The following is a 26,092-nucleotide window of genomic DNA, read 5'->3' on the forward strand; positions in this document are numbered from 1 at the left end:
CTGTGGATCTGGTGCAACTGGAAATCTTCAAGGCCGTTGCCGAGCACGGCAGCATCAGCGCGGCGGCGGCGCAGATCCATCGCGTGCCGTCGAACCTGACGACGCGCATCAAGCAGTTGGAGGAGGATCTGGGCGTCGACCTGTTCATCCGCGAGAAAAGCCGCTTGCGTCTGTCGCCGGCCGGTTGGAGTTTTCTGGAGTACGCACGGCGGATTCTCGACCTGGTGCAGGAAGCGCGCGCCACGGTGGCCGGCGAGGAACCGCAAGGCGCGTTTCCGCTGGGCTCGCTGGAAAGTACGGCGGCGGTACGGATTCCCGGTTTGCTGGCGACGTATAACCAGCAACACCCCAAGGTCGATCTGGACCTGTCGACCGGGCCGTCGGGGACGATGATCGACGGTGTCCTCTCCGGGCGCCTGGCGGCCGCATTTGTCGACGGCCCGGTCTTGCACCCGGCGCTGGAAGGCATCCCGGCGTTCGAGGAGGAAATGGTCATCATCTCGCCGCTTCATCACGGGCCGATCCAGCGCGCTGCGGACGTGAATGGCGAGAATATCTACGCGTTCCGCTCGAACTGTTCCTATCGCCATCACTTCGAAAAATGGTTCAGCACCGACGCAGCCGTACCCGGCAAGATCTTCGAGATGGAGTCCTATCACGGCATGCTCGCCTGCGTCAGTGCGGGCGCCGGTCTGGCCCTGATGCCGCGCAGCATGCTGCAGAGCATGCCCGGTTGCGCGACGGTGAGTGTGTGGCCGCTGGCGGCGGATTTTCGCTTTCTGACGACATGGCTGGTGTGGCGCCGGGGCACGGTGTCGCGCAGTCTGAGCATGTTCGTGCGATTGCTTGAGGAGCGCGGCGTGGTGCGTGCAGAAGAGAATTGACACTTTGTGTCATGGTTGTATCTTAGGCGTCCTGTTTCGCAATATAAAAAACTATACAGCGCAAGCGATGCGCGATTAGCCAGAAGGAATCAGCGATGACCACAGCCCTGAGCGGTAAAGAAGCGGTAGGTGAACGTTTTGTGCTGGAAACCATGCGCCACGCCCAGCAGTTGACCTGGAAGGCCGTGGACGAGATCGCCAAGGTGATCAAACCCGGCATGCGCGAATCCGAAGCCCATGCTCGGGGCAAGGAAATCCTTGTCGAACTGGGCATGGACCGGATCTGGCATCCGCTGCTGATCCGCTTCGGTGCCAACACGCTGAAGACCTTCAAGGAGCGCTCCGAAGGCGATCCGGTGCTGGGCGAGGAAGACATTTTCTTCATCGACATGGGCGTGGTCTGGGAAGGCCATGAAGGCGATGCCGGGGCGACGTTCGTCACCGGTTCCGATCCGCAAATGATCGCTTGCGCGGCGGCCTCCAAAGCACTTTTCGACAAGGTCGAGGCCTTTTGGCGTCAAGGCGTAACCGGTGTCGAACTGTATCGCTACGCCACCGATCAGGCTGAGGCGATGGGTTGGAAACTGAATCTGGACATCAAGGGCCACCGGGTCAGTGATTTTCCCCATGCGATCTATCGGGGCGGCAATCTGGGGGATTTCGATCAGGCTCCGAATGCCGGTGTGTGGATTCTGGAAATCCAGATCGAGCACCCTGAACTTCCGTACGGCGCCTTCTATGAAGACCTGTTGATCTGATTCACTTTGGCGGTGCTAGAGTCAGGAGTCGATGTTCATTCAGGTGCAGCGCTGTAGTTGTAACTACATAGCGCTTGCTCAGATGATGCAGGCCGTTTCCTAACTCCAAAGTCAAAAAAAGGACGTCCATCATGAAAGTCAGTGCCCGCAACGTTTTTAAAGGTCAGGTCAGCCAGGTTCAGGAAGGCTCGGTCAACGCGGAAGTTGTCCTGACCCTGCCGGGCGGCGAGAAGCTCGTTGCTGTCGTGACCCTGGCCAGCCTCAAGAGCCTGGGCATCGCGGTGGGCAAAGAAGCCGTTGCGCTGGTCAAGGCGCCTTGGGTGATGCTGATGACCGAATCCGACGGCATTCGCCTGTCGGCCCGCAACTGCCTGCAAGGCAAGGTGCTGAGCGTGACCGATGGCGCCGTCAACGCTGAAGTAGTGATCGAGCTGGCCGGCGGTTCGAAGGTCTATTCGATCGTGACCCGCGACGCGGTGAACGAACTGGGCCTGGCGGCTGGCGTGAGCGCGACGGCGGTGATCAAGGCTTCGCACATCATTCTGGGTGTGCCGGCCTGATCAATCTGTCAGGTCAATGGCTGTAAAAAAGAAGTGCCGGGCTCAAGCGAGCCCGGCACTTTTTTGTTTCAATGTCCGGATAAAGCCAAGGACATGGAGAACGGCGAATGACGGCTCAGGAACACCTGCCGGATCAAGCGGCATGGAACCCTTGGACACCCACTGATTTATTCCAGCAACTCGAATACGTCGATCGCCCTTGGTGCATCGTCGGCGGATGGGCACTTGATGTCTGGCAGGGGCGGCAAACCCGAGCGCATGAAGATCTTGAATTCACCATCCTGCGCGAAGACTTCCCGGTTTTTCGCGAGGCGCTGGGGCATCTGGATTTCTATGCGGTCAAGGACGGCGTCTTCGAGCTACTGGCATCCAATCGCGAACCTGCTTCCGACATATTCCAGGTCTGGTGTTTTGATACCGAGGCGCAAGTCTGGCGGGTCGACATGATGATCGAACCCGGAACGCCAGACAGATGGGTTTACAAGCGCGATACGTCGATCACTGGCGAGCGCGGTGAAATGGTCTGCACCAACGATGCGGGCATTCCCTACCTCAGGCCTGCGGCCATTCTGTTGTTCAAGGCCAAACACCTCCGGGCAAAGGATCAAGCCGACTTCAATCTCACCTTGCCCAGGCTTTTGGCCGGGGAGCGGCAATGGTTGATGGAGCACCTGGCCTTGGTACATCCAGAGCATGAATGGCTGGCGCGAATCTGAAAACTACGTCCCGGTTCGGTATTGCGCCGAACCGGGACGGGTTTATTGGCCATCGACAAGACGCGGTAGCTGCAGCGGATTACCGTCGCGCAACACCTCCGGCAACAACGCATCCGGAAAGCCCTGATACGCCACCGGACGCAAAAAGCGCTCGATCGAGGTCATGCCAACCGAGGTGAAGCGACTGTCCGAAGTGGCCGGGAACGGCCCGCCGTGCACGGTGGCGAAAGTCACTTCCTGCGGATGGGCGAAGGCGTTGACCACGATGCGCCCGGTGCGACGTTCAAGGATTGGCAACAGACGCCGAGCCAGGTCCAGATCGCGGTCTTCAAGGTGAATGGCCGAGCTCAGTTGGCCCTTGAACGAGCGGGCGACCGCCAGCAATTCTTCCTCATCGTTGACCGTCACCAGCAGCGCTGCCGGGCCGAACACTTCATGGGCCAGCGCCGGTTCGCCGAGCAGGCGTTGACCGTCAACTTCCAGCAGCGCCGAGCGGCCTTCAAATTGGCCATCCGCTGGTGCGCCGACTGCCACCAGATTCGCCCCCACGCTTTCCATCGCCACCAGACCTTTGACGTATGAACCGTGAATCCCCGGGGTCAGCATCGTGCGTGCCGGTGCATCACTGATCCGTTTGATCATGGCGCTGCGCAATGCTTGCAGGCCATCACCCTTGACCGCGATCAGGATCGACGGACACAGGCAGGCTTGCCCGACATTGACCAGCATCCGCTCGGCGAAACCGTCACCGATTTCCGCGCCGCGTGCCGCCATGGCTGCGGGCAGGATGAAGGTCGGGTTGACGCTGGTCATCTCGGTGAACACCGGGATCGGGTCGGGACGCAGCTGTGCGCGGCGATAGAGCACCATGCCGCCCAGTTCCGAACCGGTGAAGGTCACCGCTTTGATCAGCGGGTGATCGACCAGCGCCTCACCGATGGCATTGCCGCCGCCGCGCACCATCGAAAACACACCCTCGTGCAAGCCATGCGCCTGTACGGCCTTGCGGATGGCGCGGGCCTGGATTTCCGAGGCGCCGGGGTGGGCGTTGTGGGCCTTGAGAATCACCGTCGCACCGGCCGCGAGTGCCGAGGCTGTATCGCCGCCGGCCACCGAATAGGAAATCGGAAAGTTGCTGGCGCCGAAGATCGCCACCGGGCCTATCGCGATCTTTTGCAGCCGGTGATCCATCCGTGGCCGGGGCTGACGTTCAGGTTGCGCCGGGTCGATGGCCAGTTGCAGGAAGCGACCCTTGCGCACCACGTCGGCGAACTGGCGGAACTGGGTAGCGGCCTTGGCGGCTTCGCCTTCGAGCTGTGCCTGAGGCAAACCGGTTTCCAGTGCGGCGCGGGCGGCCAGTTCCTCACGAACGGCGTCGAGGTTATCGGCGATGCTCTCCAGAAACGCCGAGCGTTCGGCCAGCGAGGTATGGCTGTAGCTGTCGAATGCCGCGTCGGCAAGGGTTGCAGCCTGATCGACCTGGGCCGCGCCGCCAAAGGCGAACTCTGGTTCGATCAGTTGATGGGTTGCCGGATTAAGCGCTTTCATCGTGCCCTCGGTGGCGGGGATGTCAGAGGCGCCGATCAGCAGGTGGCCAGTCAGACTCATTTCGACTCACCCTGTGTGTTGAGGCTGGCGATCAACTCGTCGGTGGTCGTGACGACATGGGCGAAGGTCGGGCCGTTCAGCTCATGGGCGGAATGCATCATCTCCGGTTTGAACGCCGCCGTTGCGTCGCGCACCAGCGTGACGTGGTAACCCAGTTCGCTGGCGTAGCGGGCGGTGGCTTCGATGCAGGTGTTGGCCAGCAAGCCGACGATGATCACGTGGGTGATGCTCTTCTGCTTGAGGCGAAAATCGAGGTCGGTGTTGGCAAAACCGCTGGAGCCCCAATGCTCCTGAGCGACGATGTCGCCGTCCTTCGGTGCGAAATCCGGGTGCCATTCACCGCCCCATTCGCCACGGGCGAAGTGGTGCATGTGCATGATCTTTTGTTGGGTGGGGCTTGGGTGATCCCAGTTCTCGTAGTCGCCTTTGACCCAGCGGTGATGCGGTACGATGACCACCGGAATCTGCAGGCCACGCACGGCGCGGTCGAGTTTGCGCAGGTTGTCGAGCAGACCGTTCTGGTCGGCGATCGGTTTGATCAGCGGAAAGATCTTGCCGCCATCCGATAAAAAATCGTTGTACGGATCGACCAGCAGGTAGGCGGTTCTGTCGAGTGGATAGAGAGGTTTCGACATGACGATGTACTCCGGCAATGAGAGTGATCGATGCTCAGGGCTTGTTCCTGCATCGTGATGATATGATAATCATAGTAGCTGTGAAAGAGGCAAGCCCTGATGGCTGTAAACGATAGTCTTCCCGATACGCTGTGCCCGATTTCCCGGGCCGAGGCGATCGTCGGCGACCGCTGGACGGTGCTGGTTTTGCGCGAGTTGTTCATGGGCAGCCATCGCTACGACGAGATTCAGGCCCAGACCGGCGGTACGCCGCAGATGGTCGCCGCTCGTCTGAAAAGCCTGGAAGCAGACGGACTGGTCGAGCGTCGCTTGTACAACGAGCGGCCGAAACGCTACGAGTACCACCTCACCGCGAAGGGCGAGGCGTTCTACCCGGTGGTGATTGCGTTGCGCGCCTGGGGAGAGACCTGGTGCAAGTCGCCGGAGGAGGGGCTGGCCGTGAACATGATCCACAAGCACTGCAATCACAGTGCCGGCCTCGGACCGCTGTGCGATCACTGCGGGGAACTGTTGCGGCGCGAGGATCTGATCAGCCAGCCGCAAGAAGCCTATGTCGCTGAACGGCAGGCGCGGCGCGAGGCGTTCAAGGCGAAATAGGCGGTTCCAGCCAAAGCAAAAGGCCCTCGCTTCGAGGGCCTTCGTGTGTCACTGCAGAACTGATCGTTTACAGACTGCCCGCCAGCTTCCCGGTCATCAGCCGCCGACGATAAGCACTGTCACGACTGGCCAACCAGAAATACAGCGGCGACGTCACCAGCAACCCCACCAGCCAGGAAAGGTCCGCGCCGTTGATGTGCGCCGACACCGGGCCAACGTACAGCGGCGTGTTCATGAACGGAATCTGCACCGCGATCCCGATCGCATACGCCAGCAAGGCCTGCGGGTTGTAGCGGCCGTAGATGCCGCCATCGACCTGGAAGATCGAGGCGATGTCGTACTGGCCTTTGTGGATGGCGTAGAAGTCGATCAGGTTGATCGCTGTCCACGGCACCAGTACGACCAGCAGCACCAGCACCATGTCGACGAAGTGGCCGATGAAGTCTGACGACGCGCCGACGGCAGCGAAGCAGCAGGCGAGCAGCACGATCAGCGAAATCACCGCGCGGCTCTTGGCGGTCGGAATCCAGCGGTAGGCGAAGGTCTGCACCAGAGTGATCAGCGACAGCACCGCGCCGTACAGGTTGAGCGCGTTATGGCTGATCACGCTGAGCAGGAACAGCACCAGCATCAACGGGCCGATCGAGCCGGTGGCGAGTTTCACCGCATCCATGGTGTCCATGCCCACCGGGGTTGCCAGCACGGCAACCGCACCGAAGATGAACGACAGGCTGGAGCCCAGCGCGGAACCGAGGTAAGTGGTCCAGAACGTCGCGGCCACCGGCACATTAGCTGGCAGGTAACGCGAGTAATCCGACACATAGGGTGCAAACGCAATCTGCCACAACGCTGCCAGCGACACGGTGGCGAGCCAGCCCGAAAGGTTGAAACCGCCACGGGTGAGGAAGTCAGCCGTCTGCACGTGAGTCAGGATGTAGCCAAAGCCGACCACGATGCCGATCCCCAACACCCAGGTGCCGATGCGGTTGAGCACGTGGATGAAGCGGTAACCGATGATCCCGATGATTCCCGAGCCCAGCGCGCCGATCACGATGCCGACCGGTACCGGAACGCTGTCAACCACGCCATGCAGGGACTTGCCGGCGAGCACGATGTTGGAGGCGAAGAAACCGATGTACATGACGCCGGCAATCAACACCACCAGCAGCGCGCCGAGGGAACCGAATTGCGCACGACTCTGGATCATCTGCGGAATGCCCATCTGTGGGCCTTGCGCCGAGTGCAGCGCCATCAGCACACCGCCGACCAGATGGCCGACCAGAATGGCGACGATGCCCCACACCAGATTCAAGTGAAACAGCTGCACGCCGAGGGCGCCGGTGACGATGGGCAGCGGCGCGATGTTGCCGCCGAACCAGAGGGTGAACAGATCCCGAACCTTTCCGTGGCGATCTTCGGGCGGCACATAGCCGATCGTATGTTTTTCAATGAGCGGTGCGGACGTTGTTGCAGAGGTGGCCATGACGAACTCCAAGGCAAGGACGAGTACGTGGACGTACTTCAGTGAGCGCCGGCACGGACGGCGCATTTCTTGTTGGGGTCGATCATGGGCAAGGAAAGGGGAGAGATAAATTAGTAGTTTTGTTGCTTCAGGCGTTAAAAAAACGAGGTTCTCCGGTCAGCTGAAAGCGCTCTGTTTCGGGTGTTTCAGCGCCATGAGCGACAACGCAGCTGACCTCCATCGGAGCAGCTGTCTGTCGGTGAACCTGCGGCTCGGCTGCGGACTTGAATCCTGCAGCCAGACCGTTTTTTCAAAGGCGAATCGAAGCCAGCATCCGTTGCAGCATCTCATCGCAGGCCTTGAGCTGATCGCGGCTGACGAACTCGTCCGGCTTGTGACCTTGGTCCATGCTCCCAGGGCCGCAGACCACCGTGGGAATCCCCACCGCGTCGAACAAGCCGCCTTCGGTCCCAAACGCAACAGTGCCGAAATCGTCCGAGCCACAGAACGTGGCGATCAATTCCGCCGCCTGGCTCCGAGCATCAGTCGCCAGCCCCGGATACGCTGACAGTTCGCTGAAACGGATATCACTCTGCTCGCTGACGGCCCGCATGCGCGGCAGCATTTGCTGTTCGGCATAGGTCTTGAGTTGCTGCGCGACGACCGTCGGATCCTGCGAGGGCAGGGCGCGGATTTCGAAGTCGAAACGGCAATCGGCAGGGACGATGTTCAACGCCTTGCCGCCGCTGATCACGCCGGTTTGCACCGTTGAATACGGCGGGTCAAAGCGCGGGTCGAGGTGTTCATCCTTGAGCTGCCGACCGATGCGCCCCAGCTCGCCGATCAGCTCGGCGGCGCATTCGATGGCATTGACCCCGAGTGGCGCGTAGGCCGAATGACAGGCGTGACCCTGGACATCGCAGCGCATCGCCAGTTTGCCCTTGTGCCCGAGCACCGGTTTGAGTTCGGTCGGCTCGCCGATGATGCACAGCAACGGTTTGACCGGACGTTGCTCCAGCACCTTGAGCAGCGAACGCACACCGAGGCAACCGACCTCTTCGTCGTAGGACAGCGCAATGTGCACCGGCATGCGCAACGGTGCTTCGATCAACGACGGCACCAGCGCCAGCACGCAGGCGATGTAGCCCTTCATGTCCGCCGTGCCGCGACCGTACAACTTGCCGTCGCGCTCGCTGAGTGCGAACGGCGGTAGCGTCCATGGCTGACCGTCGGCCGGCACCACGTCGGTGTGCCCTGACAACACGATCCCCGGCCGATCTGCCGGGCCAATCGTGGCGAACAGGTTGGCCTTGCTGCGGTCTTCGTTGTAGATCAACTCGCACGGCACATCGAAACCTTCGAGGTAGTCACGCACGAAGTCGATCAATTGCAGGTTGGACTCGCGGCTGGTGGTGTCGAACCCCACCAGCGTCTTGAGCAACGCGACGCTGTCGCTCATCGGTCGTCTCCGGCAACCCCGTAACCCGGCGCCTTGGCCGGATCGAGGGCGCGGTCGATATAGTCCTGAAGCTGCGGGCGATAGGCGTCCCAGAGTTTTTGCAATTGACCGATCGGGTCTTCATCCGCCCAGTCCACCCGCAGGTTGACGATGGGCCAGGTCAGTTCGCCGACCACGACCACGGCTGCCGAATGCACCGGTCCCGCTTCGCCGCCCAAGGCCTGGGCGGCGTGCAAGGCCTTGATCAGGCGGTCGGCCAATTGGCCTTCGCCTTCTTCGAACGCGCTGACCATGGCTTCGATCACCGAGCGCCCGGCGAGCATGTTGCCCGCCGCTACGCACTGTTCGCCCGACACGGCGTTGTGCACGCCCAAGGTTTGTGCGCCGCTGAAATGCGCGGTCTGCCCGAGGTGGTTGATCGCGGTGATCTGCCGGTACTGACTGTAGCCGTTGCGGGTCAGCACCTTGTCCAGCGCTGCCTCGGGCGCCAGGCCTTGCTCCATCAAGGCGAGCACTTCCGGGCCGAGGGACGGCAGGGTGATGTTCTGGCTCGACACCGCGCCGACACCCGGCAACAGCCATGGACAACGGGCGCCGACGGCAATGCTGGAGGAGCTGATGGCGATGCCGAACTGGCCGGTTTCGGGGCAGCGGGCGGCGATGGAAAATGTCATGTGTGGCCTCCTTTCGCTAAGGTCGAATTACTCGGGAATCACCGCAACCACATCAATCTCCATCAGCCACTGCGGCTGGCCCAGCGCCGACACCACCAGCCCGGTGGAGATCGGGAAAACACCCTTCAGCCATTTGCCGACTTCCTGATACACCGGCTCGCGGTAGCGCGGGTCGATCAGGTAAGTGGTGGTCTTGACGATATGGCTCAGGTCGCTGCCGGCCTCTTCGAGCAGTTGCTTGACGTTGCGCATCGCCTGTTCGGTCTGTGCGCGCGGGTCGCCGAGGCCGACCAGTTCACCATCGAAATTGGTGCCGACCTGACCACGGACATACACGGTATTGCCGGCGCGGACGGCCTGGCACAAGTCATTGTCCAGGGTCTGGTTCGGGTAAGTGTCCTTGGTGTTGAACATGCGAATGCGGGTGTGGGTTGGCTGACTCATGTGAAACTCCTGACGAATTCGGGCCCGGCGCGATGGGCGCCGGAGCGGTAATGGGGGATCAAGCGTCGACGGTGTCGACAGCGTTGCTATGCAGCACGGCTTCGCGTTGTTCGGCATCGCGATAGGCCAGGTATTTGCGCTGGGTGGCGATGTGATCGGCCACGTGCTTGGCGTCGTGCCACACGCCCCAGATGAACGACGAACCGCGTCGTGACTGCCATGGCAGCCCAAGGAAATACACACCCGATTCGCTGGACACACCGCGCTGATGTTGCGGCTTGCCGTTGTCGTCGAACGCCGCGACTTTCAGCCAGGAATAGTCCACGGCAAACCCGGTGGCCCAGATGATCGACGTGATGCCGGCGGCGGCCAGATCAAGATTGGCCAGCGGGTTCTTCACGCATTCCGGGTCTGGGTACGTCTCGCGGGCTTCCGGTTCCAGCGGCAGATCGAGGCCGTTGCGTTCGATGTAGGCATCGGCGGCATCCAGCAGTGCGAGGTAGTTCTCGTCGCCACGCTTGAGGTTGTCGCGCAGGTCCTGTTTGAAGGTCACCACGCCGTCGTTGAACGATTCGGTGACGCCGACCAGGGTCATACCGCGATGGGCCAGGCCACGGAAATCGATCGTGCGGCCACCGTGGGCGCCGCTGACGGCGATTGTCACGTGCTCGCGGCCAGGTTTCATGGCGGCCTGATCCCATTCGCCGAGCACGCCGAGCCACCAGCAGAAATCGCGGTTGCGGTAAGCACGAGGAGGGCGGTCATGGGCACCGACCGAGAGAAACACCTGCTTGCCCGAGCGCTGCAATTCATCGGCGATCTGCACGCCCGACGAACCGGCACCGACCACGAGCACGGCGCCGGCCGGCAGTTGTTGCGGGTTGCGATAGTCGGCCGAGTGAATCTGCAACAGACGCTCATCCTTCGGCGCAATGGCCGGGATCACTGGACGTTGAAACGGGCCGGTGGCGGCGACGACGCGGGCGGCTTCGATCACGCCCTCGGAGGTCTCGACGGTGAAGCCCGGGCGACCGACATTGCGCAGCACGCTTTTCACGTCCACGCCGGTGCGGATCGGTGCGTTGAATTTCTTCGCATAGGCCTCGAAGTAGTCGGCGACGCGCTCCTTGTGGGCGAAACCATCCGGATCGACATCATCGAATTCCATCCCCGGAAACCGGTCATGCCACGCCGGACCGTTGGCCACCAGCGAGTCCCAGCGCCCGGTGCGCCAGCGCTCGGCAACGCGGTTGCGCTCCAGCACCAGGTGCGGCACACCGAGTTTGCTCAGGTGTTCACTCATGGCCACACCCGCTTGACCGGCGCCGACAACAAGCGTGTCTGTTTTTATTATTTCAGTGGTCATCTCTGATCCCTTCTCACGAGGCCGTTGGATTCAGGCCGCTGTCGACCTGTTCTCTGTGCTTGGGATCAGACTAGGGAGGGGGTGGTTATCGGTAAAATATTATTAAGCTGGGATGTGAAGATAAAAACGTGATGCAGAGGCCTGAAAGGTCTGTAAACACGGGGCTTCGCCATGACACCGGAATCCGGGACAACGAAAAAAAAGGGCCGCCGACAGGGTAGTCGGCGGCCCTTTTTCGCGCATGTTCAGTTCACAGCGAACTCAGCGATCCAGAAACGCCAGCAGGTCTTCATTCAATTGCTGCGCATGGGTGACCGCAAAGCCGTGTGGCGCGCCTGCGTAGACTTTCAGCTCAGCGCCCTTGATCTGTGCAGCGGCCCGTTTGCCGGTGGTTTCGAATGGCACGATCTGATCACCGTCGCCGTGAATCACCAGCGTCGGCACATCGATTTTCGCCATGTCCGGGCGGAAGTCGGTTTCCGAGAACGCCGTGACGCAATCCACGGTGCCTTTGAGCGAGGCGAGCAGGGCGATGTTCAGGGTTTGCGTCAGCACGCCGTCGGAGACTTTCTGACCCTGATTGGTGCCATAGAACGGGGCGTTGAAGTCAGCAATGAACTGCGCACGGTCCTTCAGCAGGCCGGCCTTGATCCCGTCGAACACCGACGTGTCGACACCTTCGGCGAAGTCCGGTTTCTTGCCGAACAGCGGCGTCACCGCGCCCAGCAGCACCAGCCCGGCGACGCGCTCGCTGCCGTGGCGCGCAATGTAGCGGCTGACATCGCCGCCACCCATGGAAAAGCCGACCAGGGTCACGTCACGCAGATCGAGGTGTTCGATCAACTGCGCGATGTCGTCGGCGAAAGTGTCGTAGTCGTAGCCGGTCCATGGCTGCTCGGAACGGCCGAAACCACGACGGTCGAACGCGATGGTGCGGTAGCCGCGGCTGCTCAGGTATTCCATCTGGTATTCCCACATGTCGGCGTCCAGCGGCCAACCGTGGCTGAACAGTACGGGCCGGCCGCTGCCCCAGTCCTTGAAATAGATTTCGGTGCCGTCTTGAGTCGTGAACGTGCTCATGGAAACTCCTTGGGTGTGGGCCTGCGTGGATGCCGTGTTGGCAACGTTCACTATCGCGGCAAAGTACATCGGCCACTTGTACGCAGGTGCTAAGTTCGAGGCGCACGGCGTTATCGGTTTTGCAGCGCGGGTTGTAAGATGCAACCGCATCGAACCTGCCGATTTGCTGGAGACCCCCGAAATGAAGCGCAAAAGCCTTGCCGGCAATGCCTGCCCGATCGCCCGGACACTGGACCTGATCGGCGACTGGTGGTCGTTGCTGATCATCCGCGATGCGCTGGATGGCATTTGTCGTTTCGGCGATTTCGAGAAGAGCCTGGAGATCGCCAAGAACATGTTGAGTGTCCGGCTCAAAGGGCTGGTGGAGCGCGACATCCTGCGCATGGTGCCGGCGTCCGATGGCAGCGCCTACAAGGAGTACGTGCTGACGGAAAAGGGTCGGGCGTTACAAACCGTGATCGTTGCGCTGTCGCAATGGGGCGGGGAACACCTGTACGCGCCTGGCGAACCGGGGTCGGTGATGGTCGATGCACAGAAGCGTCAGCCGATCAAGAAACTGGAGCTGCGCTCGGCCGATGGAAGGTTGCTGGCTTCGGAAGATGTGGCGACGAAGCTGGGTGTCGAACACTAATCGAGCCGCTGATCCTTCCGACGCTGCACATGAGCATGACCAGAACGCCGAATCGATGGATTGACGTCAAAATAGTGGCCACCTAATATCGCGCCTCTATTTTGATATCACTTCGGTCTCGTTGCGCTCATTAGGGAAGATTCACACGTGAACAAACCTGCACTCGTCACTTTGACCTTGGCGTTCGCGCTTTCAGGTTGCCATTCCAACGTTCGGGATTCTTCTCCCAATCTGCTGAAAGACGGTGTCCAACTGCACCAGAATACGGTGGCGGTCGATGCGCAGCACGCCAAGGTTGTGATGAAAGCGTCGGGCTCGACGATTCCGGTAGAGTTTTCGATCCGTCGTGCAGACGATCCCGACCGCCGCATGGAAGAACTGGGAACCGTGGTGGATTCGGGGCGAGGCCAGGTGTTCGGCTGGATTGCCAAGCTCAATGAAGTGGGCAACAGCGCGGTGGCCAAACGCTTCCCGCAACTGGAAACCCAGGCCGATGCCGATAAGACAATTGAAGTGTCGGGCTATGCGAATGGCCCTCGCACCGGAGTTCTCCATACCTGCGGGCCAGTGAGCAATTCGTTTACGCCAGAGCGTGGCAAAGCCTATCTGGTTGAGTTTGAGTTTGTGGGCGGCAGTTGCGAGCAGCACGTCTACGACGTTACTCAGCCCGAGCAGCGCATTCCTGTAAAGAGCTGACCTGCTGAATTCAGAGAGCCCATCAATGCGTGAGGAAGAATTTGCCTGTGAGTGATGTGAATTATCCGCGTCTGAAGGTTTTCCTGGCTTTTCTTCTTTGCCCGTTGGCGCCGGGTTTTATCGCCGGCTTCTTCAAGACGATTGCGACCGTCGCCCATCTGGCCATGAACCCACGGTTGATGGGGGAGGTCGCAGGGGCGGAATTGATGTTGATGCCATTCCTCGGACCTGTTCTGGCTCAAGTGGTATTTCTCGTGCCATTTCTGCTGTTTTCATTGGTGATCGCATCGATGAAAGTCAAAAGGACAAGTCGAGCCTGTTCCGTGATAGCGCTTTCGGGCGCGGTGCTGGCCACTTTATGGGTTACTCCGTTTATCGTCGCCGTTGTACGGGATGTAGAGAGTGCGAGGTTTTCCGATGAGATTTTCGGAATGGTCGTACTCTTTGTCACTTCAATGGCGACATGCTGGTTGACTGCCCGTTTCTTCCTGCCTGATCCGACAGAGCTGGAGACTGATATCCGCCAGGGCGGTTAGTGCTTCTTAACGGAGTTCAAGGAATGAAAGTCAATCAAGCAATTTTTGATGAACTCTGGAACGGTGAAAAAACATTTGCTTCTTTGTTTGTTCAGGCGAGAGCTTTTGGGTCGTAGACGAAAAATGCAACTTCACCCTTGATGCGGAAAAAGACTACCGTGCTTACCTGGACGCCGGGAGTATAAGCCGGGAGCAATATGAACTCGCTTGCAAGGCGTTCAGAGGGGGTGTCCTCAAAATGACTGCGGATAATTTCCCCAAGTACCTCCACGACTCAAGCGAAAAAATTCTGTCTTCCCACGATCTGCAGGATTTTATCGGGGCAGATGCAGAGGTTTTTCAAAGGGTTGAGCATTACTACCAGACAGGCGAGGGCTTGACGCCTGATGTGTACAAGCGTGCCAATGTTATTAGCTCACGCCTCCCAAGTTTTTATATCAATTTTGATCGGAAAATATTCATGCACATGGATGATGTGCGTGTTCATGAGGATCTGGTCGAGCCGGGCTGGGCTGCAGAGAATGCTGATTTCAGCTTTCTGATTCCGGCAAGTGAGCGGTACTGGGTAGTAGCAGGGAACGATTACTGGAAACTCAGATTTGTATGAAAGGGTCCCTGTCGCGCCCTCGCTGATATGTACATTTCTTGCCAAACGCAAAATTGAACGCCAGAAAAAAGAATGGGTTTTGGAAGCGTGGGCACAAAAAACGCCCTGGATTATCAGGGCGTTTTTATTGGGCAGATACAATCAGCACAGTCGTTAACGAAACGCCGGCACCACATGCTTGATAAACAGCTCCAGCGACTTTTTCTTCTCCGCGTGCGGCAAGCTGTTATCACACCAGAAGCTGAACTCATCCACTCCCAGTTCCTGGTAGTACTTGATCCGCGGAATGATCTCTTCCGGCGTGCCGATCATCGCCGTCTTGTGCAGGCTCTCCAGTTCAAACTCCGGACGTCCGGCAAACTTCTCTTCCGGGCTCGGGGCGAGGAAGCCGTTCACCGGCACTTCCTTGTTGCCGAACCACGCATCGAAGGTGCGGTAGAAACGTGAGATGGCTTTTGCGCCAACTTTCCAGCCTTCCGGATCATCCACCGAATGCACGTGGGTATGGCGCAGCACCATCAATTGCGGACGCGGCACATCAGGGTTGTTGTCCAGCGCGTTCTGGAATTTGTTTTTCAGGTCGAGGACTTCTTCGTCGCCCTTCATCAACGGCGTGACCATCACGTTGCAGCCGTTGGCCACAGCGAAGTTGTGCGAGTCCGGGTCGCGGGCGGCGATCCACATTGGCGGGTTGGGTTTCTGGATCGGTTTCGGCACGCTGGTCGACGTGGGGAATTTCCAGATGTCGCCATTGTGGGTGTAGTCGCCTTGCCAGAGGGCGCGGACCACGGGGACCATTTCCCGCAGGGCCTGGCCGCCGGATGAGGCAGGCATGCCGCCGGCCATGCGGTCGAATTCCACCTGATAAGCACCACGGGCCAGACCGACTTCCATCCGGCCGTTGCTGATCACGTCGAGCAACGCACATTCGCCGGCGACCCGCAGTGGGTGCCAGAACGGCGCGATGATGGTGCCGGCGCCCAGGTGAATGGTGGTGGTCTTGGCAGCGAGGTAGGCCAGCAGCGGCATCGGGCTCGGCGAGATGGTGTATTCCATGGCGTGGTGTTCGCCGATCCACACGGTGCTGAAACCGCCGGCCTCGGCCATCAACGTCAGTTCGGTCAGGTCTTCGAACAGTTGACGGTGGCTGACGCTTTCGTCCCAGCGCTCCATGTGTACGAACAGGGAAAATTTCATGACGCTACCTCGAATCTCTTGTGGTCGGCCGGTCGCTTGCAGGCCTGTTTAAGTGCGATCGTGCGGATCAGGCGAAGGCGGGCAGGGCGCCCATCTTGCCGTGGCAATACACCAGCGGGCCGGCGTCCTGCTGAGGGACGATGAGGTTTTTCACCGCGCCGACCATGATCGCGTGGTCGCCGCCTTCGTATTCGCGCCACAACTCACATTCGATGATAGCTGTCGCGTTGGCCAGAATCGGGTTGCCCAGTTCGCTCAACGTCCACTCGATGCCCTGCGCCTTGTCCTTGCCTTTGCGGGCGAACGCATAGGCTTCGCTCTGCTGGCCGCCGGACAACACGTGAATGGCAAAGCGTTTGTTCTTGATCAGGACGGGGTAGGAATCGGAGCTGTAGTTGGGGCAGAACAGCACCAGGGCCGGGTCCATCGACAGCGAGCTGAAGGCGCTGGCGGTGAGGCCGACGATCTGGCCGTCGTCATCAAGCGTGGTGATGACGGTGACGCCGGACGGGAACGAGCCCATGACTTGTTTGTAGACGGCAGCATCGATCATTGGTCAATCCTCGAGTGCGGTGAAGCGTGTTTTTATGTGTTTGTGGGTCTGATGGTATACCGTAATACATCGATTGCAAGTGCTTTTTTGGTGAAACGATAAACGTGGTTCATCCGTCGGAAACTCAGCATTTACGGGGCTTTTGTCTAGCTGTAAAGCCTGGCGATCAGGGAGGATGCCGGATCAGATGCCGTCGCAAACAGCGGATCAGTCTTGTGAAAATGTTGGAATACCATAATATGGTCTCCATCTGAGGGGCGGCCACGAAGCACCCCCGGTTTGGCTTCATACAACGATAAGAACAGACCCAATCGAGTTCATTTTTATGTCCCAGATGTCCCGGCAAGATCCGTTGATCGAGAATCACACGGTCGACTACGTCCCACTCGCGGAACGCCACGGGAAGGCCCGCGACCTTTTTACTCTTTGGTTCAGCACCAACATTGCGCCACTGCCCATCGTCACCGGCGCCATGGTGGTTCAGGTGTTTCATCTCGACCTGTTCTGGGGGCTGCTGGCGATTGTGTTGGGGCACATGATTGGCGGGGTGGTGATCGCCCTGGCATCGGCGCAGGGCCCGCGCATGGGCATTCCGCAGATGGTGCAGAGTCGTGGTCAGTTCGGGCGTTACGGTGCGCTGCTGATCGTGTTCTTCGCGGCGATCATCTACATCGGTTTTTTCATTTCCAACATCGTGCTGGCCGGTAAGTCCATCGTCGGCATTGCGCCGTCGGTGCCGGCGCCGTTGAGCATCCTGATCGGCGCCCTCAGCGCCACGGCGATCGGCGTGATCGGCTACAACTTCATCCATACGCTCAATCGCATCGGCACCTGGGTGATGGGCAGCGCGCTGCTGGCCGGATTCATCTACATCTTTGCCCATGACTTGCCGGCAGACTTCTTCACCCGCGGCAGCTTCAACCTGTCCGGGTGGCTGGCGACGGTGTCTCTGGGGATCATCTGGCAGATCAGCTTCTCGCCGTACGTTTCTGACTATTCGCGTTACCTGCCGGCGGACATCGGCATCGCCAAGCCATTTATCGCAACTTATCTGGGCGCCACGCTGGGCACGATTCTGTCGTTCACATTCGGCGCGGTGGCGGTGTTGGCGACACCCGAAGGGACCGAGGCGATGGCGGCGGTCAAGCAGTCCACGGGTTGGCTGGGGCCGATTCTGATGGTGCTGTTCCTGCTCAACATCATCAGCCACAACGCGCTGAATCTGTACGGCGCGGTGCTGTCGATCATCACCTCGATCCAGACCTTTGCCAGCCAATGGACGCCGAGTATCAAAGTGAGAGTGATGTTGTCGAGCGTGGTGCTGGCGGGTTGCTGCGTAGTGGCGTTGGGCGCGTCGGCGGATTTCATTTCCGAGTTCATCGGATTGATTCTGGCGCTGCTTCTGGTGTTGGTGCCTTGGGCGTCGATCAACCTGATCGATTTCTATCTGATCAAGCGCGGCAGCTATGACATCGCCTCGATCTTCCGCGCCGATGGCGGGATCTACGGGCGTTACAATCTGCACGCGATCATTGCCTATTTCATCGGCATCATCGTGCAGTTGCCGTTTGCCAATACCTCACTTTATGTCGGCCCTTACGCCAATCTGGTGGACGGCGCAGACCTGTCATGGCTGGTCGGCCTGATCGTGACCTGCCCGTTGTATTACTGCCTGGCGACGCGTGGGCAGGCGCAGGAGAGCAGGGCGACGCGGTTGGGCTTTACCGACTGATCCTGCGTACGCTACTCAAACAATGCCCGGCCAATCGCCGGGCATTGTCGTTTCAGTATTCTGGCGGTCACTCAAATTGGCCATATCGATCCCCTTTTGGCCAACCGGCCACTGTGCTCCGACTACGCTGTCGGCAAGAATCGAAGCCATAACTAAACGCTGCACCTTCCTTGCCCTTGGCTGATCTGACAGCCGCTGCCGTGTACAGAACATAAAAACCATCGACTCACGCTGCATTCGGGGAAACACAATATGGTCACGATGAAACGCATTCTGGGTGCCACTGTGTGCGGGCTGACGCTGCTGGCCAGCGCCGTGCAAGCCGAACAGCGCGAACTGCGGGTATACAACTGGGCGGATTACATCCTGCCAGCGGTGCCCAAGGACTTCGCCGCCAAAAGCAACATCAAAGTGACCTGGGACACCTTCGACACCAACGAATCCCTCGAAGCCAAACTGCTGACCGGTAACTCTGGCTATGACCTGGTGGTGCCGTCGAACCAGTTCCTCGATACTCAGATCAAGGCCGGCGTGTTCCAGAAACTCGACAAGTCCAAGCTGCCAAACTGGAGTCACCAGGACCCGGCGCTGCTCAAGTTGCTCGACTCCAACGATCCCGGCAATCAGTACGGCGTGCCGTACATGGTCGGCACGGTGCTGATCGGTTTCAACCCGGCCAAGGTCAAGGCTGCACTTGGCGAGAATGCGCCCGTGGACAGTTGGGACCTGGTGTTCAAGCCCGAGAACATGGAAAAACTGAAATCCTGCGGCGTGGCGATGCTTGATTCGCCGTCGGAAATCCTCCCGCTGGCCCTGCATTACCTGGGCCTGGACCCGAACAGCCAGAACCCGGCCGACTATGAGAAAGCCAAGGACCTGATGCTCAAGGTTCGCCCTTACGTCACCTACTTCAACTCGGCCAAGTACATGACCGACATCGCCAACGGCGACATCTGCGTGGCCATCGGTTACTCCGGCAGTTTCTACCAGTTCGGCAACCGAGCCAAAGAGGCGGGTAACGGCGTGGTGGTCGACTGGCGCTTGCCGAAGGAAGGCGCGCCGATCTGGTTCGACACCTTCGCCATACCGAAGAGCGCGAAGAACGTTGAAGAGGCCCACGAGTTCCTCAACACTTTGCTTGAACCGAAAGTCATCGCGTCGATCAGTGACTTCCTCGGCTATCCGAATGCCAACAAGGATTCGCTGCCGCTGATCAACAAGGAAATCACCGGCAACCCGAACCTGACGCCGACCAGCGAAGCGCTGAAGACGCTGTACGTGGTGCAGCCACTGCCGCAGAAACTGGAGCGGGTGCGGACGCGGGTCTGGACCAGCATCAAGTCCGATAAGTAAATTCAAAGCTGAGGGAGCGAATCCTGTTCGCTCCCTCGGCTTTTATTTTGCCCGACTTTCTTCAGGCGACTTGTCCTTCGTCAGGATCAGACTCAGCAACACCGACGCCAGAATCAGTCCGCCGACAATCGCCAGCGACCACTCCACCGGCATGTGAAACCACGGCATCGCCGTCATCTTCCCGCCGATGAACACCAGCACCAGCGCCAGTCCGTACTTGAGCAAATGAAAGCGGTCGGCCATGTCCGCCAGCAGAAAATACAGCGCCCGCAGGCCCATGATCGCGAAGATGTTCGACGTGAAAATGATGAACGGATCGGTCGTCACCGCGAAAATCGCCGGGATGCTATCGACCGCAAACATCAGGTCGCTGGCCTCGATCAGCACCAGCACCAGAAACATCGGTGTGGCCCAGCGCACGCCGTTCTGCAGCACGAAAAAGCGCTCGCCATGAAAGCCGTTGGTGATCCGCAGATGTCCGCGCACCCAGCGCAGGAGCGGATTGTTATCGAGGTCCGGTTGCTGTTCGGCGAACACCAGCATCTTGATCCCGGTGATGATCAGGAACACGCCGAACACATACAGCAGCCAGGTGAACTGCGAGACCAGCCACACCCCGGCAAAGATCATCGCCGCGCGCATCACGATCGCGCCGAGCACGCCGTACAACAGCACCCGCCGCTGCAACTCCGGCGGCACGGCGAAGTAGCCGAAGATCATCACGAAGACGAACATGTTATCGATCGACAGCGACTGCTCGATCAGATAGCCGGTGAGGAATTCCAGGGTCTTGCGCTGGGCGATTTCGGGCCCGAACTCGCCGTTCAGATACCACCAGAGCAATCCGGCGAAGGCCAGCGCCAGCATGCACCAGGCAATGACCCAGGATGAGGCTTCGCGCACCGAGACCCGATGCGCCTTGCGCCCGCCGAAGACAAACAGGTCAACAGCCAGCATGGCGAGGACAAAAACGATGAAGGCGACCCACATCCAGGGTTCGCCGATGTTGATGGGGTGCATGTCGTTCTCCCTGTCTTTGTGTTTTTCGGGGTAGACGGGGCCATGCTAGTAGGAGAATTCCGACGAAGAAAAATCGTTTATTTCGCGGGTATTGTTCGTTAAAAGCGAAGTGTCGGACGACACGGGCAGCGCACGGGTAATACTTCATTCAACACTTCTTTGCTAACCTCGCTGTCGAACCAGTCCATCACGCCAGGAGCGACGATCATCGACACGCCAGATCCTCAAGCCGTCTGCAGCCCGATCACCAGCGCTGCAATATTCATCGTGGCGACCCTCAACGCCGAAGCCGAGGCGGCCGAAAAAGTCCGTGGCTGGTGCGCCGATATCGCGGGTTTGACGCGCTCGGTCGGCAAGCGCGTTCCTTCGGGAAGCCTGTCCTGCGTCTGTGGTTTTTCTTCCAGCGCCTGGGATCGCCTGTTCGGCAGTCCGCGACCGGCGTCCTTGCATGACTTTCGCGAATTCGGCGTAGAAGGGCGGCGCGCCGTCTCCACGCCGGGCGACCTGCTGCTGCACATTCGCGCCGATCAGATGGATTTGTGTTTTGAGCTGGCGACGCAGTTGATGTCGGCGCTGGACGGCGCCGTGACGGTTACTGACGAAGTGCAGGGTTTCCGCTATTTCGACATGCGCAGCATCATCGGATTTGTCGACGGCACGGAAAATCCGGTCGGGCGCAAGGCCGAGCATTTCACCCTTGTAGGCGATGAAGATCAGGCGTTCAGCGGCGGCAGTTATGTGCTGGTGCAGAAGTATCTGCACAACATGAAGGCATGGAACGAATTGCCGGTCGAGGCGCAGGAACGGGTGATCGGGCGAACCAAACTGTCTGATATCGAACTGGATGACGCGGTCAAACCGAGCAACTCCCACAGCGCTTTGACGACCATCACCAAGGACGGCGAGGAAGTGAAGATCCTGCGTGACAACATGCCGTTCGGCCGGCCCGGCGCAGGTGAGTTCGGCACTTATTTCATTGGTTATGCGCGTTCGCCGGAACCGCTGGAGCAGATGCTGGAGAACATGTTTGTCGGCAAGCCACCCGGCAATTACGACCGGTTGCTGGACTTCAGCACGGCGGTCACGGGCAGTCTGTTCTTTGTGCCTTCGGCGGATTTGCTGGAAGAACTGGCAGAGCGTTAAAAAAACGGCGGGATCAAATGATCCCGCCGTTTTGCATTTACTTGCCTGCCGCCAGGGCCGGCGTACGTGGCGGCACCAAACGTTTCGACCCGGTCGCTTCGAACGCCGCTGCCAAGCGCAGCAGAGTCGAATCGTCATAGGCACGACCAGCGAAGGTCAGCCCCACCGGCATGCCAATGTCAGCCATCACGCCCATCGGCACAGTGACGGTCGGTACGCCGAGGTGGCGGATTGCGAGGTTGCCGTTGGCGACCCAGATGCCGTTGCTCCAGGCGATATCCGCCGAGGCCGGGTTGACGTCGGCGTCGGCCGGGCCCACGTCAGCGTTGGTCGGGAACAGCACCGCGTCTAGGCCGAGGCGATCCATCCAGTCTTCGAGGTCGAGCTTGCGGGTCTTCTCCAGGCCGCGCAGGCCGTCCGGCAGTGTCGGGATCTGATCCCACGGCGTGATGCCGCGCTCGGCCATGCGCACGTATTCGTCCATCCCGGCGGCGAGGTCGCCTTCACGGTTGGGCAGGGTACCCGGGTCGTGCGGGAAGATTTTCGGCCCGTCGACGTCCGCCAGTCGATTGAGTTTCGGATCACCGTTGGCACGCAGGAAGTCATCGAACGCCCAGGCCGACAGGTCCCACAGTTCGTGGTGCAGGAACTCTTTGGAGACGATGCCGCGATTGAACACGGTCGGTGCGCCCGGACGATCGCCTTCGCAGTTGGAAACCAGCGGGAAGTCCACTTCGATCACTTCGGCTCCGGCCGCTTCGAGGGCCTGGCGTGCCTGTTTCCACAGATCGATCACCGAGGCGCGGGTGTTGATGCGTTGCCCGGTCGGCCCGCCGATGCCCGGTGCTTCGCTGGTGCCGGCCTTAGGGTCGGCGTTGATGTACATGCGCGGCACGCCCAGGCGTTTGTCGGCCAGCGCATCACTTTTCACTGCCAATTCCAGATAGGAAGCCGGGCGCACCGAGGCGACGCTCGGGATCGGCACCCAGGGTTGCAGACGCCACAGGTCGCCGCGGGTGTCGGTGTCTTCGGCGACAACTACGTCGAGGACTTCCAGCAGATCGGCCATGGTGCGGGCGTACGGCACCACCACGTCCATGGTCGGCGTCAGCGGCCAGTTACCGCGTACCGAAATCACCCCACGGGACGGCGTGTAGGCGCACAGGCCATTGTTGGATGCAGGGCCGCGACCGCTCGACCAGGTCTCTTCCGCCAGACCGAATGCCGAGAAGCTTGCGGCGGTGGCGGTGCCGGCGCCGTTCGACGAGCCGGAAGCAAACGGCGCAGTCAGATACGCGGCGTTGTAAGGACTTTCAGCGCGACCGTAGACCCCGCGCTGCATCCCGCCATTGGCCATCGGCGGCATATTGGTCTTGCCCAGGCAGATCGCGCCGCCCGCACGCAGGCGCTCGATGGTGAATGCATCGCGCTGGGCCACCAGATCGGCGAACGCCGGGCTGCCGGACGCAGCGGTCAGGCCTTTGACCAGATAGCTGTCCTTGGCGGTGTAGGGGATGCCGTCCAGCGGACCAAGGGTTTCGCCTTTGGCACGACGGGCATCGGAGGCCTGCGCCTCTTTCAAGGCCTCGGGGTTACGCACAATCACTGCATTCAAGGCAGTGGCGGTGTCCGGGCCGTCAAAGGCGTCGATGCGCGCCAGATACGCCTGCACCAGTTCAACTGCGGTGGTCTGACCGGATTCGAGCGCGGCGCGCAGTTGGGCAATGGAGACTTCAGTGACTTCGATCATGCTGTTACCGCCGACAGGTTCGCTAAAGGGTTGTTGATCATTGTTATCGTCGAAAGATGTCAAAGATTCTTGATGGGCGAAACTCTACCCTGAAGTTTGCCGAATGGCATGTCTTAATTCGATAAATATCGACAAAACTCATCGAAAAAATTCTCCGGGCGTTTCGCCAAACTGCTGGCGAAAGGCTGCGATGAAGGCCGACGTCGAATCATAACCGCAGGCTAGAGCCACTTCCGTGACACGTTCGCCACGTTCCAGCGGCGTCAGCGCACCCAGCAGACGCAAGCGCTGGCGCCAGGCGCGAAAAGTCAGGCCGGTATCGCGCAGGAACAGCCGGCTCAGGGTTTTCTCGGTCACGCCGAACTTTTCGCTCCAATGACTGAGTGTGGTCTGCTGTTCCGGATGTTGCTCGAGACTTTGATAGATCTGCCGCAAACGAAGGTCCTGGGGCAGTGGCAGCATCAGGTCGATTTGCGGGGCTTCGGCCAGTTGATCGAGGATCACCTGCGCCAGGCGTCCGTGAGGACCGCTCTGGTCATACTCGACAGGAATCTGACTGAAGGCCCGAATCAGCTCGCGCAAGAGATCACTGACGCCGAGCACATGGCAACGCTCCAGCGCCCAGCTCGCCACGCTGCAATCGATGTACAGACTGCGCATTTCCGTGTGCGGGGAACTGAATACCCGATGCGGCACACCCGCCGGAATCCACACGGCTCGCTCCGGCGGCGCAACGAAACGACCGGCGGCAGTCTGCACTTCGAGTACGCCCTGGATCGCGTAAGACAATTGCACCCACGGATGACTGTGGCGGCGGGTCAGGGCGCGATTGGGCAGCGATTCGGTGCGCCCATACAACGGACGCGGCAGGCTCGGCAACCCGGGAATACTGCGTCTGACGCTCTTGTCGTGTCCTTTTGGCGGCATCTTGAGGCTCTTCGGCGTTAGTCGGTAATTTCCAGTCACGTTAGAGTCGCTTCCACGTACTGGCAACCCCCGGATGAGCAAACCATGACGCGCCCAAGATTCTTGCCCGACAACTTCACCCTGACCCTGATCGGCGTGGTGCTGCTCGCCAGCTTCCTGCCCGCCAGTGGTCAGGTCGCGGTCGGCTTCGGCTGGCTGACCAATATCGCGATTGCGCTGTTGTTTTTCCTGCACGGCGCCAAGCTTTCGCGCGAATCGATCATCGCCGGCGCCGGCCACTGGCGCCTGCATCTGTTGGTGTTCGGTCTGACCTTTGTCCTGTTTCCGCTGTTGGGGCTGGCGCTCAAACCGCTGCTGTCGCCGCTGGTGGGCGACAACCTGTACATGGGCATGCTCTACCTCTGCGCTCTGCCGGCCACGGTGCAGTCGGCGATTGCCTTCACGTCGCTGGCCCGGGGGAATATTCCGGCGGCGATCTGCAGTGCGGCGGCGTCCAGTCTGTTCGGGATCTTTCTTACGCCGTTGCTGGTGACGCTGTTGCTGAATGTGCATGGTGACGGCGGTTCGACCGTCGACGCGATCCTGAAAATCAGCGTGCAACTGTTGCTGCCATTCATCGCCGGGCAGATCGCCCGCCGCTGGATCGGCGCCTGGGTCGGCCGCAACAAGAACTGGCTGAAATTCGTCGATCAGGGTTCGATTCTGCTGGTGGTCTACGGCGCGTTCAGCGAGGCGGTGAACGAAGGCATCTGGCATCAGATTCCGGTGATCGATCTGTTCGGTCTGGTGGTGGCCTGCTGCATCCTGCTGGGGCTGGTACTGCTGGCGTCGACGGTGTTGGGCAAGGCATTCGGCTTCAGCCAGGAAGATCGCATCACCATTTTGTTCTGCGGCTCGAAAAAGAGCCTGGCCACTGGAGTGCCGATGGCGCAGGTGCTGTTTGCCGGCAGCACGATTGGCGTGTTGATCCTGCCATTGATGCTGTTCCATCAGATTCAATTGATGGTCTGCGCGGTGCTGGCGCAGCGTTATGCGAAACGGCAGGAATCGGTGCCTGAGCTGATGGCGCAGGTTGATCCTTGATCACGGCTTCAAAGGCTAACCCGCACCGGAATACTTGACTGCTGCCGCAGCACGCGACGGCACGTTGAGCGCACGCAACAACGACGACACATGAATCCGCACCGTGAACGGTGAAATATCCAGTTCACGGGCGATTTCCTTGTTGGTCTTGCCTTGGGCGATCAGTCGCAGGACATCCTGCTGTCGCGGGGTGAGGGCGGCGCCGGTTTCCAGTGGCAGCAGGCCGGACGGAGCGAACCTCACCAGCACTTCACCTTCGCGGATCGCCAGGATCGCCTGGCCGATCTCGTCGGGGGCGATGTTCTTGCCGATGAATCCATCGATGCCGGCGGCCATGACCTCGCTGATCAGCGCCTCGTCATCGACCATCGACACCACGATCAAGGTGGTTCGCGGCAAGCGCCGGCGCAGTTCCGAGAGTTGGCTGACACAGGTCAGGCCTGGAAAACGCAGGTCGAGAATCAAGGTATCGGGCTCATCGCCGGACGGCAGCAGGGCGAGCACGGTGTCGAGGTCGCCGGCCTCTTCGATCAGGGCTTCGGGCAGCAGACGCTGGACAGTACGCAGCAGTGCTTCGCGAAACAGCGGATGATCGTCGGCTATGATGATTCGGCATGTCAT

The 26,092-nt window shown here is 60.1% G+C and carries 27 protein-coding genes; 13 read left to right on the plus strand and 14 right to left on the minus strand.

Going from position 1 to position 26,092, the window contains the following annotated elements; all coding sequences use genetic code 11:
- Positions 1-2 precede the first annotated feature (2 nt).
- From ptrR to AC1RR7_RS03160, 4 genes are all read left to right on the plus strand, one after another.
- Entirely contained in the window at positions 3-884 is an 882-nt protein-coding gene (gene ptrR / locus AC1RR7_RS03145; protein WP_064600875.1) for a putrescine utilization regulator PtrR, read from the plus strand.
- A gap of 95 nt (positions 885-979) precedes the next feature.
- Complete coding sequence (locus AC1RR7_RS03150; RefSeq protein WP_096820102.1) at positions 980-1,642, plus strand: M24 family metallopeptidase; 663 nt, start codon at positions 980-982, stop codon at positions 1,640-1,642.
- A gap of 131 nt (positions 1,643-1,773) precedes the next feature.
- Complete coding sequence (locus tag AC1RR7_RS03155; RefSeq protein WP_102620931.1) at positions 1,774-2,202, plus strand: TOBE domain-containing protein; 429 nt, start codon at positions 1,774-1,776, stop codon at positions 2,200-2,202.
- A gap of 107 nt (positions 2,203-2,309) precedes the next feature.
- A complete protein-coding gene (locus AC1RR7_RS03160; protein WP_493156067.1) occupies positions 2,310-2,918 on the plus strand; it encodes a nucleotidyltransferase domain-containing protein in 609 nt (202 codons plus the stop codon).
- Positions 2,919-2,960: 42 nt separating this feature from the next.
- Here AC1RR7_RS03160 and AC1RR7_RS03165 read toward each other — a convergent pair whose 3' ends face one another.
- Both AC1RR7_RS03165 and AC1RR7_RS03170 read right to left on the minus strand, forming a co-directional pair.
- Entirely contained in the window at positions 2,961-4,526 is a 1,566-nt protein-coding gene (locus AC1RR7_RS03165; RefSeq protein WP_493156069.1) for an aldehyde dehydrogenase (NADP(+)), read from the minus strand.
- Positions 4,523-5,161, minus strand: a complete 639-nt coding sequence (locus tag AC1RR7_RS03170) for a cysteine hydrolase family protein (protein WP_096820099.1) — start codon at positions 5,159-5,161, stop codon at positions 4,523-4,525. Before AC1RR7_RS03170 ends, AC1RR7_RS03165 begins: the two co-directional genes overlap by 4 nt.
- 99 nt (positions 5,162-5,260) lie before the next feature.
- On the opposite strand from AC1RR7_RS03170, the gene AC1RR7_RS03175 reads away from it, so the two are divergent.
- Positions 5,261-5,758 (plus strand): winged helix-turn-helix transcriptional regulator, encoded by a 498-nt coding sequence (locus tag AC1RR7_RS03175; protein WP_096820098.1) that lies wholly within the window; start codon positions 5,261-5,263, stop codon positions 5,756-5,758.
- A gap of 67 nt (positions 5,759-5,825) precedes the next feature.
- Here the strand turns inward: AC1RR7_RS03175 and AC1RR7_RS03180 are convergent, their stop codons facing one another.
- The 6 genes from AC1RR7_RS03180 to AC1RR7_RS03205 all read right to left on the minus strand — a co-directional run bounded on the left by AC1RR7_RS03180 (position 5,826) and on the right by AC1RR7_RS03205 (position 12,243).
- A complete protein-coding gene (locus tag AC1RR7_RS03180; protein WP_102620933.1) occupies positions 5,826-7,241 on the minus strand; it encodes a purine-cytosine permease family protein in 1,416 nt (471 codons plus the stop codon).
- Between the two features lie 289 nt (positions 7,242-7,530).
- Positions 7,531-8,679 carry an acetylornithine deacetylase gene (argE, locus tag AC1RR7_RS03185; RefSeq protein WP_493156071.1) on the minus strand — a complete coding sequence of 383 codons (1,149 nt, stop codon included), beginning with the start codon at positions 8,677-8,679 and terminating at the stop codon, positions 7,531-7,533.
- Positions 8,676-9,353 carry a DUF1028 domain-containing protein gene (locus AC1RR7_RS03190; protein WP_039766940.1) on the minus strand — a complete coding sequence of 226 codons (678 nt, stop codon included), beginning with the start codon at positions 9,351-9,353 and terminating at the stop codon, positions 8,676-8,678. The genes argE and AC1RR7_RS03190 overlap by 4 nt, the downstream gene beginning before the upstream one ends.
- A 27-nt stretch (positions 9,354-9,380) precedes the next feature.
- Positions 9,381-9,797, minus strand: coding sequence for a RidA family protein (locus tag AC1RR7_RS03195; RefSeq protein ID WP_007950460.1), 417 nt, complete (start codon positions 9,795-9,797; stop codon positions 9,381-9,383).
- Between the two features lie 58 nt (positions 9,798-9,855).
- Entirely contained in the window at positions 9,856-11,163 is a 1,308-nt protein-coding gene (locus AC1RR7_RS03200; protein WP_493156073.1) for a flavin-containing monooxygenase, read from the minus strand.
- Between the two features lie 261 nt (positions 11,164-11,424).
- A complete protein-coding gene (locus tag AC1RR7_RS03205) occupies positions 11,425-12,243 on the minus strand; it encodes an alpha/beta fold hydrolase (protein ID WP_493156075.1) in 819 nt (272 codons plus the stop codon).
- Positions 12,244-12,424: 181 nt separating this feature from the next.
- On the opposite strand from AC1RR7_RS03205, the gene AC1RR7_RS03210 reads away from it, so the two are divergent.
- The 4 genes from AC1RR7_RS03210 (at position 12,425) to AC1RR7_RS03225 (ending at position 14,713) form a co-directional block, all read left to right on the plus strand.
- On the plus strand, positions 12,425-12,874 hold the full coding sequence (locus tag AC1RR7_RS03210; RefSeq protein ID WP_493156077.1) for a winged helix-turn-helix transcriptional regulator: 450 nt from the start codon (positions 12,425-12,427) through the stop codon (positions 12,872-12,874).
- Between the two features lie 147 nt (positions 12,875-13,021).
- Positions 13,022-13,570 carry a hypothetical protein gene (locus AC1RR7_RS03215; RefSeq protein WP_102620940.1) on the plus strand — a complete coding sequence of 183 codons (549 nt, stop codon included), beginning with the start codon at positions 13,022-13,024 and terminating at the stop codon, positions 13,568-13,570.
- Positions 13,571-13,617: 47 nt separating this feature from the next.
- Complete coding sequence (locus AC1RR7_RS03220) at positions 13,618-14,106, plus strand: hypothetical protein (RefSeq protein WP_493156079.1); 489 nt, start codon at positions 13,618-13,620, stop codon at positions 14,104-14,106.
- A 238-nt stretch (positions 14,107-14,344) separates the two neighbouring features.
- Positions 14,345-14,713 carry a hypothetical protein gene (locus tag AC1RR7_RS03225; RefSeq protein WP_493156081.1) on the plus strand — a complete coding sequence of 123 codons (369 nt, stop codon included), beginning with the start codon at positions 14,345-14,347 and terminating at the stop codon, positions 14,711-14,713.
- Between the two features lie 153 nt (positions 14,714-14,866).
- Here the strand turns inward: AC1RR7_RS03225 and AC1RR7_RS03230 are convergent, their stop codons facing one another.
- Both AC1RR7_RS03230 and AC1RR7_RS03235 read right to left on the minus strand, forming a co-directional pair.
- The gene (locus AC1RR7_RS03230; protein WP_493156083.1) at positions 14,867-15,910 is read right to left on the minus strand and encodes an LLM class flavin-dependent oxidoreductase; all 1,044 of its coding nucleotides are present in this window, start codon (positions 15,908-15,910) and stop codon (positions 14,867-14,869) included.
- Between the two features lie 67 nt (positions 15,911-15,977).
- Positions 15,978-16,463 carry a flavin reductase family protein gene (locus AC1RR7_RS03235; RefSeq protein ID WP_007950450.1) on the minus strand — a complete coding sequence of 162 codons (486 nt, stop codon included), beginning with the start codon at positions 16,461-16,463 and terminating at the stop codon, positions 15,978-15,980.
- Between the two features lie 325 nt (positions 16,464-16,788).
- Here AC1RR7_RS03235 and AC1RR7_RS03240 point away from each other — a divergent pair, with 325 nt between their 5' ends.
- Positions 16,789-18,195, plus strand: coding sequence for a purine-cytosine permease family protein (locus AC1RR7_RS03240; protein ID WP_493156085.1), 1,407 nt, complete (start codon positions 16,789-16,791; stop codon positions 18,193-18,195).
- A gap of 252 nt (positions 18,196-18,447) precedes the next feature.
- The gene (locus AC1RR7_RS03245; RefSeq protein ID WP_096820082.1) at positions 18,448-19,548 is read left to right on the plus strand and encodes a polyamine ABC transporter substrate-binding protein; all 1,101 of its coding nucleotides are present in this window, start codon (positions 18,448-18,450) and stop codon (positions 19,546-19,548) included.
- Positions 19,549-19,590: 42 nt separating this feature from the next.
- Here AC1RR7_RS03245 and AC1RR7_RS03250 read toward each other — a convergent pair whose 3' ends face one another.
- Positions 19,591-20,568 carry a TerC family protein gene (locus AC1RR7_RS03250; protein ID WP_102620946.1) on the minus strand — a complete coding sequence of 326 codons (978 nt, stop codon included), beginning with the start codon at positions 20,566-20,568 and terminating at the stop codon, positions 19,591-19,593.
- A gap of 159 nt (positions 20,569-20,727) precedes the next feature.
- Here AC1RR7_RS03250 and AC1RR7_RS03255 point away from each other — a divergent pair, with 159 nt between their 5' ends.
- On the plus strand, positions 20,728-21,711 hold the full coding sequence (locus AC1RR7_RS03255) for a Dyp-type peroxidase (RefSeq protein WP_259332140.1): 984 nt from the start codon (positions 20,728-20,730) through the stop codon (positions 21,709-21,711).
- Between the two features lie 37 nt (positions 21,712-21,748).
- Here AC1RR7_RS03255 and AC1RR7_RS03260 read toward each other — a convergent pair whose 3' ends face one another.
- Together AC1RR7_RS03260 and AC1RR7_RS03265 are read right to left on the minus strand one after the other, a co-directional pair.
- A complete protein-coding gene (locus AC1RR7_RS03260; RefSeq protein WP_493156088.1) occupies positions 21,749-23,461 on the minus strand; it encodes an amidase in 1,713 nt (570 codons plus the stop codon).
- Positions 23,462-23,599: 138 nt separating this feature from the next.
- Positions 23,600-24,388: an AraC family transcriptional regulator gene (locus AC1RR7_RS03265; protein WP_096820079.1), complete on the minus strand. Its 789-nt coding sequence runs from the start codon at positions 24,386-24,388 to the stop codon at positions 23,600-23,602.
- Between the two features lie 84 nt (positions 24,389-24,472).
- On the opposite strand from AC1RR7_RS03265, the gene AC1RR7_RS03270 reads away from it, so the two are divergent.
- The gene (locus tag AC1RR7_RS03270) at positions 24,473-25,471 is read left to right on the plus strand and encodes a bile acid:sodium symporter family protein (RefSeq protein WP_102620948.1); all 999 of its coding nucleotides are present in this window, start codon (positions 24,473-24,475) and stop codon (positions 25,469-25,471) included.
- Positions 25,472-25,486: 15 nt separating this feature from the next.
- Here the strand turns inward: AC1RR7_RS03270 and AC1RR7_RS03275 are convergent, their stop codons facing one another.
- On the minus strand, positions 25,487-26,092 hold the full coding sequence (locus AC1RR7_RS03275; protein WP_493156091.1) for a LuxR C-terminal-related transcriptional regulator: 606 nt from the start codon (positions 26,090-26,092) through the stop codon (positions 25,487-25,489).

It is taken from the genome of Pseudomonas sp. GW821-FHT11G12, from assembly GCF_058808055.1.